Source organism: Deltaproteobacteria bacterium (assembly GCA_009692615.1).
Lineage (GTDB): Bacteria > Desulfobacterota > Binatia > UBA9968 > UBA9968 > DP-20.
Genome location: SHYW01000165.1, coordinates 1 through 8,395, shown reverse-complemented (window position 1 = coordinate 8,395; position 8,395 = coordinate 1). Strand labels below are relative to the sequence as shown.

6 protein-coding genes are annotated in these 8,395 nt (G+C 55.2%); 3 read left to right on the top strand and 3 right to left on the bottom strand.

The annotated features are described in order from the left end of the window. Together EXR70_24230 and EXR70_24225 are read right to left on the bottom strand one after the other, a co-directional pair. Positions 1-1,970: hypothetical protein (locus EXR70_24230; GenBank protein MSP41605.1), on the bottom strand; the 1,970-nt coding region annotated here is incomplete at its 3' end. 252 nt (positions 1,971-2,222) lie between these two features. Then, a complete protein-coding gene (locus tag EXR70_24225; GenBank protein MSP41604.1) occupies positions 2,223-2,549 on the bottom strand; it encodes a hypothetical protein in 327 nt (108 codons plus the stop codon). A 476-nt stretch (positions 2,550-3,025) separates the two neighbouring features. Between EXR70_24225 and EXR70_24220 the strand changes: the two genes are divergently transcribed. From EXR70_24220 to EXR70_24210, 3 genes are all read left to right on the top strand, one after another. Further along, positions 3,026-3,505, top strand: a complete 480-nt coding sequence (locus EXR70_24220; GenBank protein ID MSP41603.1) for a (2Fe-2S)-binding protein — start codon at positions 3,026-3,028, stop codon at positions 3,503-3,505. A gap of 71 nt (positions 3,506-3,576) precedes the next feature. Next, positions 3,577-6,009 carry a xanthine dehydrogenase family protein molybdopterin-binding subunit gene (locus tag EXR70_24215; protein MSP41602.1) on the top strand — a complete coding sequence of 811 codons (2,433 nt, stop codon included), beginning with the start codon at positions 3,577-3,579 and terminating at the stop codon, positions 6,007-6,009. Between the two features lie 2 nt (positions 6,010-6,011). Next, the gene (locus tag EXR70_24210) at positions 6,012-6,869 is read left to right on the top strand and encodes a xanthine dehydrogenase family protein subunit M (protein ID MSP41601.1); all 858 of its coding nucleotides are present in this window, start codon (positions 6,012-6,014) and stop codon (positions 6,867-6,869) included. 172 nt (positions 6,870-7,041) lie between these two features. On the opposite strand, the gene EXR70_24205 is transcribed toward EXR70_24210, so the two are convergent. Further along, positions 7,042-8,142, bottom strand: coding sequence for a transglutaminase (locus tag EXR70_24205; GenBank protein ID MSP41600.1), 1,101 nt, complete (start codon positions 8,140-8,142; stop codon positions 7,042-7,044). Between the last annotated feature and the right edge of the window lie 253 nt (positions 8,143-8,395).

Sequence of the window (8,395 nt, the reverse complement as noted above, 5' to 3'; positions counted from 1 at the left end):
CGCAGATTGACAGTCAAACGTAATTCATCGCCGTTGTAAAAATCCATCTGTGTCGTCGGTTTGGCCAACGGCTCGGTGGCGTCAACATCCTTCATGAAATCTACCACGGTTTTTTGATCGATGCGCGTGCTGAAAAACAGCCGTTGCGCCTTCTGGTCGGCGCCGTAGAATCGCTCGACCGCGGTGCGTTCGTTCGAGGTGACTCCCGGCTGCCATTCGCCATTGTGATTCAAATATCTAAGATAAGGGTCCGCGTGCCGCTTGAAGCCCCAACTGGGAGTAAGCCCGACATTATACCCATGCATATCGCTCGTCATAATCATGGGCGAAGCCAGCGATCTTGGATGTGAAAACTCGCTCACCAGAAGCTGAGGAACATTATAATTTCCGCTCTTAAAATTTTGGTTTTTAACTAAGTGACGCGGGGATGGCCATTGATAGTTGCTGATCACAAACATCTCAACCACCGAAAGCATAAGAACGCTTCTTAGGAATATCGGCCCTAACTTGGCCGGTGGTGCCCAGCGTGCCACGAGCAGGAAGCCGACCAGCGCTGCGCCAATAGCGACGGTAGTCACGACAAAAAAGCGCTCGTCGAAAAATTCTTTTAAGGTCACGTGAATGCTGGTACTTTTGCCAAAACCGGGATCCGCGTGCTTGAAATAAGTTGTCCAGTAAATGTCAAACAAGTCTTGTTCAATCAGGTATAGCTGAATTCTGAGGATCGCAAGCGTTAACACGATGACTTCGGCGACTACCCAAATGCCCTTGCGGCTGCCGATCAGTTGGCGGCTAGAAATCGCATGCAGAAAATGGTGGATCGCCATGGCCAGCAGCATTGCGATGATCGGCACCTGAATGATGTTCATTCGGCCCCATACACGCATTTGATTGAGCACCGGGAGATGATGCCAAGTCCAGGTGAACAACGCCGAATCGCGGCCCCAAGAGAAATAGTTGATAAACGCAAGCCACGCTAAAAGCATGATGGAAAGCCGGCGCTCGCGGGATGTGACGCCGAAATTCGCCGAAACCGAAAATATATAGAACCCAATGACGAGTGTCGTTGCCATTCCAAAGTAGTACCAGCCTTCCATGTTGGATACGGGTGGAAAGATCCAGGATCCGAGTGTTTTTAGCGGGCTAAATGTATGTCCCGTCGCGTATTGGAAGTCGGGTGTGCCCCGATCCACTGTTTGCGCCATTAATGTCTGCATATGACGCAGCCATGGGAATGTCAGGATACCTGCGCAACCCGCGGCGACGCCGATGTGAATCGCGTAGCAAGTAAAACTGCTGGGACTCTCTGGAGATTCGCCGATGAATAGATTACGCGACGGCGCCAACGCCATCGCAACAACATAGGCGGGAATCAAGAGCAATGCGTAGATAATGTAATAAGGATATCCGGCTGTGAGGAGCATCACGAGGGCGGCGCCAAACACCGTGGCTCCGAACTTTACTTTACTTAAGTCTGTGGCAACTGTGGCGCCATACAAAAGCCACGGCAGCCATGCCGCACAATGCAACGCGTTGGGCAAACGCAGCAACTCGGTTACCTTAAGGCTGATGACTGAGATCATCACGGTCACCAACGCCACCGGCGCGGCCACGGCCAACCGGCGCAGCCAGAGAAACAAGCCCGAGCCGAAGATGCTGATTCCGAATATCGTCAGGATTTGATAATCCCAGGGCGCAAAGCGGCCCAAGAGTTTGTAGTAAGCGAAGTAAAACAGATTGAGCGGATAGAACGCTTGGGCAAAAGGGCTCGAGAAAAACGGGTAACCGCCGCCCTCGGTCGGCGACCACAGCGGGAAATGGCCGCTGTTCAACATCGAGAGCAAATACACTTTGTAAACGTAGTAGAGCTGACCGAAATCATTGCCACTGCCGATATCGTTAAACGTATACGGGAAGAGAAAAATAAACGGCCACACTATAATAGCGGCGACGCACGTTCGATCGGTCATTTTGAACACAGATTGGGAGTGAATGGATTATCTTTCAAGTGTGATCCCTATTTCTGAGGAGCGTTGCCATCATCTGCGGGCGAGTTAACTCACGGCACGACGATAGAGCAACAACTGACTAGCCACTTCAATATTTGTTGTCAATAGTTTCACTTTCGGAAAAATCATCAGAGCAGCGTCCAAGGGAGTTTAGTTACAAAAACTATCGCGTGCCATTCGGCACTGTTTGAGGATCGCACTGATGAAGCAAGTTTAATCCTGTAGTGGCATAATTTCCCGGGCGGTTTCCACAAAGAGAACTGGAAACCGCGCTTGCTGTTTTGGCAGACGGTTTGTATGTCCGCAAGCGAGATAATAACGACCTGGCGTCGGCATTTGTGACGCTGACGCGATCAACCAATGAAACCGTTTGAAGCCGACATGTTCCGCCGGATTCGTATCGGCGCCCCGCATCAGGTCGTAGCCGTGAATCAATAGATCTCCGGGTTTCATTTCGCCGAGTGCTTCACTGATTTCAACGTTAGCACAACTATTGTCGGCGTGGAAATCGCGATGTGTGATCTTTGGCGCATGACTCACCTTGCCATGGTCCGGGACGATCTCGATAAATGGCGAACTCTTTCCGAGGTGAATGATAAATGTATGGGGTCAGACATAACAATCACTCCAGTCTTGATATTGGTCCCCTGTTTCGGTTAATCCCTTCTCATGGCCCGCCGTCCCAGAGTCTTCGCGCCCGGACTGCTCTATCACGTCATCGCGCGGGGCAATCAACGGCGAAAGACGTTTCGCCGCGATGATAACTGTCGCATTACTGGTGCGGGAGCATGGCTGGGCAGTAAGCGAACTAGCAAATATCAGTACGATACTATCGCGCTGGTCGGCGCGCCTGACGGAGAGGGGCGGATAGACTGTAGTGATTGTGATTTCTGACCCCAAGTCCTTAACTGACCACATTGACATTACTCCACTCCGTTTAAGCGCGGCGCGAAAGTATCGCGCGCCATCACCGCGAAGCTTGATTCACCGAATCTCTACAGATATTGTTCCGCCTTATGAAACAGACGATTCGTGTGACAATTAACGGCCGGGTCTACGAAGATGAAGTTGAACCGCGCATATTGCTCGCTCATTTCCTGCGAGAAACCATCGGTCTGACCGGTACTCACGTCGGCTGTGTGATCGGCGAGTGCGGCGCTTGCTCGATTCTGCTCGATGGCAAAGTCGTGAAGTCTTGCCTTCACTTTGCGGTGCAGGCGGACGGGCGGGAGATCACGACAATCGAAGGGCTGGCCAAAGACGGCGAGCTCAATCCTGTGCAAGAGGCGTTCGTCAACAACTACGCCTTTCAGTGCGGCTACTGCACGCCTGGAATGGTGATGACCAGCCACGCGCTCTTACAGAAAAACCCCAATCCATCCGAAGACGAGATCCGCAAAGCGTTGGCCGGCAATCTCTGCATGTGCACCGGCTATGTGCAGATCGTCGATGCGGTTAAAGACGCGGCTGAGAAACAAAGGAGTGCTAAGGTTTGAGGGTTTAGTTTTTAGTTTTCTCTTCCGAGCCACTAAAAACTAAGAACTTAAAACTCAAAACTGAAATTACTATGGCAGACAAAAAATTCGTAGGCGCTCGTAGTCGCAGCAAAGAAGGCCCCAGACATGTCACCGGCCGCGGGCTGTTCACCGACGATTTCACCATGCCCGGCATGCTCCAAGCGATGATCCTGCGCAGTCCCCACGCCCATGCGAAAATACTTTCCGTCGATGCTTCCGAGGCGCTGAGCCATCCCAATGTCTTCGCGGTGATCACACCCGACGATGTCAAGAAACTCACCAAGCCGTTCAAGCCGGGCCGCTACGCCGCGGGTTTGAAAAGACCGATTGACGAGTATGCCGGCGCCGTCGACAAGGTTCGCTATGTCGGCGAACCCATCGGCGCGGTGGCGGCCTGGGATCGCGGTACGGCGGAAGATGCTCTCGAATTGATCCAAGTTGACTACGAACCGCTGCGGCCTAATGTCGACGTTCATGAAGCGATCAAGCCATCGGCGGCGGCTTTGTTCGACGAGCTCGGCAGCAACTTAGCTTGGACAGGTTCGTTGCAATACGGCGACATCGATGCGGCGTTTAAATCCGCCGATCGTGTGGTCAAAGAAAATCTAAAAATTCATCGCTACAGCTCGACGCCGCTCGAACCATTCAACGTCATTGCTTCGTTCGATGCGGCCAGTAAGCGGTTAACCGTCTGGGTCACGGCGCAGGTGCCGGAAGTGATTTACGACGGCCTGCGCGAAGCGCTCGGCCTGCAAGACATCCGCGTGATCATTCCCGATGTCGGCGGCGGTTTCGGCCAGAAGATTCATTTGATCCGCAAGTACGTCGTTCTCGTATCTTTGCTTGCGATGAAGACCGGCCGGCCGGTAAAGTGGATCGAGGATCGCACCGAACATATGATGGCCGGCGGCCATGCCTGCGCCCAGGAAGTGGAAGCCGAAGCGGCGGTGAAGAACGACGGCACGGTGTTGGGACTCAAGTTCAAAGAATACGACGACGTTGGCGGATCGATTAGCACGCTGACGATCCACTTCACCAACAAGCTCAACAACCTGTCGAACACCTACAATACGCCGGCCATCTACATGGAAGGCAACGCGGTGGTGACCAACAAATGTCCGGTCATTCCCAACCGCGGCATCGGCAAGCCGGGCATGTGTTTCATCTGGGAACGGATGATGGACCGGGTCGCTCAGGCGCTGAATCTAAGTCCCATCGAAGTGCGGCGAAAAAATTTGATCCAAGCGAGCGAGATGCCGTACACCACCATCAGCGGCAACGTCTACGACAGCGGCGATTACCCCGGACTACTAAAAACTCTGTTGGAGAAAATCGACTACGACAAGCTGCGCGAAGAGCAAAAGAAAGCGCGCGAGCAAGGCAAGCTGATCGGCATCGGTGTCGTCATCGGCGTCGAGCCCGGCGGACGCAACGCCGCCCGCGACATGGCGATCTTTCCCGAGATGAAGGAACCGCCCGGCTCCGGCGGCGTCAACGGCGCCAAGATCAAATTGGAAAAGAACGGCACCCTGTCGCTCCACTTGGGCTCGCCCAACTGCGGCCAAGCGCATGAAACTACGACCGCGCAAGTTGCCGCCGATGTTCTCGGCTCGACGCCGGATAAATTCAGCACCACGATCCCTTTCGACAGCGATCTGTCCTCCTGGGGCGTCGCCGCGGCCAACAGCGGCAATAATTTCCATCTCTACGACATCGGCGCGATTCACGGCGCGGCGAACAAGCTGCGCGAGAAAATTTTACGGCTCGCGGCATTCAATCTAAAAGTTGAGCCATCCGAATTGATCATCGAAGACAGCGTGGTCAAGGTTCCCGGCGCACCGGCGAAACAAATTACTTTTGCCGAGTTAGGCCGCATCGCCTACAACAACCAACATCTGATTCCCGACGACATGGAACCGGGAATGGAAGCGACCTTCTACTACATGTTTCCCCATGCCAAGCCGAACATCGTCCCCGGCGCCGATCGTCGAGTACGCGCGCAGTTTACCTTTTCCGCCGGCGCCCACGCGGCCATCGTCGAAGTCGATAAGAATACCGGCTCGGTCCATGTGCTGCGCTATCTGATCGTCGGCGACAACGGCACGGTGATCAATCCCGATGTCGTCAACGGCCAAGTTTACGGTTCGGCGGCACACGGTATCGCCGTCGCGCTCGGCGAAGGCTTCATGTACAGCCCGGAAGGCCAACCGCTGACGATCACATATTTGGATTACGGTAAGTGCTCCACCGCAGAGACACCGCGCGTCGAAGTGATTCATCAGCCATCGCCGTCGCCATTCACGCCCCTCGGCCAAAAGGCCGCCGGCGAAGGCGCGGCGATCCCGTCGCCCGCCGCCATCGCCAGCGCCGTCGAAGACGCGCTGCAACCGTTTGGCGTGAAAGTTTGCGAACTGCCGATCACGCCCGAGGCGGTGTGGCGCTTGATCAATCACAATCCGGAAAAAGAGCGGAGGACTTTTTAGTCATGGTACCCGGTTCGTTCGAATACTTTGCGCCCCGCTCATTGCCCGACGCGGTGAAACTTCTTTCCGAGCACAAAGATGACGTGAAAATTATTTCCGGCGGCCAAAGCTTGCTGCCACTGATGAAGATGCGTTTGTCGAAACCGGCTTACTTGGTCGACATCGGTCGCATCCCCGGATTGGATACGATCACGGAAGACGGCAACAATCTGATCGTTGGCGCACTGGTCACGCACGAGCAGATTGAGTACTCCGATCTGCTCAAAGCCAAGTGCGCGCTGCTGCCGCAAACCGCGACGACCATCGCCGACGTGCAAGTGCGCAACCGCGGCACCATCGGCGGCAGCATCGCCCACGCCGATCCGGCCGGCGATTGGCCGGCGGCGGTAATTGCATTGGACGCCGAGATTCGCGTCTTCGGCCCCAGCGGCGAGCGCTGGGTGACGTGCGACGATTTTTTTCTGGGCTTGCTGATGAGTGTGCTGGAACCGGACGAGATCGTCACGGGTATAAAAGTGCCGCTGACCGGTGGCGACAAGACGGCTTATCAGAAAGCTGCGCCGCGCTCATCCGGCTTCGCCGTCACCGGCGTCGCCGTGCGTTTGGCGGTTGACGCCGCCGGTACATGCGGCCGCGCGGCCATTGGTATCACCGGAGTCGCCGACAAGGCCTATCGGCCGGAACGCAGCGAGCAGATGTTGACTGGAATAAAACTCGATCAGAAATCAATCGAAGCAGCCGCCGCCGAGTCGACGCGCAACATCGAAGTGATCGAAGACATCAACGGCTCGTCCGAATACCGCGCCCATCTCACCCACGTCTACGTCGCCAGAGTAATTCAAGAAGCACTGAGCCGATAGCATTCCGAAATCGCGTAGGGGCGGTCGCGACCCGCCTGCCCTCGCCTCTCCTGGATACCGGCCTGCGCCGGTATGACGGACAATCGGAAGGTCCCAGAATCTTCCCCACCACAAACAACAAGGCCCCCACATCGCTGTGGAGGCCTTGGGTAACGCTCATTTCGAATTCGAACTAAACGATTTCTTTCGACTTGATGGTGTATTTGAAATTCGCCGGATCCAAACTGTCGCGCCGGCCATTGGCGGTCTCCAATTGCGGGTACATGAGGAATGCAATCTCCGGCAATTTTGACCCGGGCAGCTTGATGTCGTGGCCGTAGTTGTACGGCAGCCAGTTCATTTCCCAAGCGCCGAATAGTTTTTCTCGCGCGCGCTTCACCTTCGGATCGGTCAAAGCCAGCTGCTCGCCGGGTAAATTTTCTTCGAGCACGACTTTGCGAACGTCGGCGGGATCCACCGGCGTCCAGCCGTAGCCATTGAGATAAACTTCGGCGCGGCAATGCTGCGCGCCCGTGATGTCGTCGGCACGCCCGAGACTTTTGAATTCCGACGACACCGCGCAGCGTACGCCGTACATGTCGCGCGCGGGCAAACCGGCGGCGCGGGCCAGACCGACATACAGCGCGTTCAAATCGGCGCACTTGCCGCCCAAATAGCCGCTTTCGAGCATGGTCGAAATATCGCCGATGCCGCAGCCCTTCACCTTGGCGTCGCGAAAAGTGTTGTCGACGATCCATTCGTAGATCGCTCTCGCCTTGTCGACGTCGGTCTTCAAACCCATGACGATGCTCTTCGAAGTCGAACCGACGACGCCATCGGTACGAATGAGCTTGGAGGGCTGGCGGAAATAATTGAGCACCGCGGGATTTTCTTTCGCCGCCACCGCAGGTTTCGAGTTCACGTCAATGGCTCGGTCGCGAGTCATGAAGCGGCTTTTGACTTCGAGCTGTGGAGCCTTTTCGCTCGGCGCCCATTCGGCGAAGACCATTCCGGTACCGTGCTTGTCGTACTGCACCGAGCGGGCGGCTTTGAAATTGCCCGTGAAGCTATCGGGGTCACGCTTGAAATAATCCGTCGGGCTGGATAGCGGCACCGGCACCCACGCTCGCGTCGCCCCCAAAGCGTCTTTCACTTCGATGGTCGTTACCACTTCAAAGGTACGCCACTTGGTTGGATCGTCGGCGTGAACCAAGCCGGCAAATTTGGGCAAGCCGCCGAGCGCGACACCCGCGGAAACCGTCAGACCTTGTAGTAGAAAATCCCGTCTATTCATAGCCCCTCCCTTGTCGTTGCATAGCCAATTTCGATAGGTTGTTTATATCGGATCGAAAGCTTATGTCAATTCACTTTTGCAAGAATCCAGAATCGAACGAAACGGCTACTTAAGGAATCTCTGAACAAGTCATCTAGCAAGTCGTCTAATAACGAAGAGCAGAAAGACCGACAAGGTGAGGCGGGAGGAAAGAGCGTGGGGGAGCAGACAACGTTTGCGAGTTTGGCGTGGGCGAGAAAGAAAAAGCAGAGCA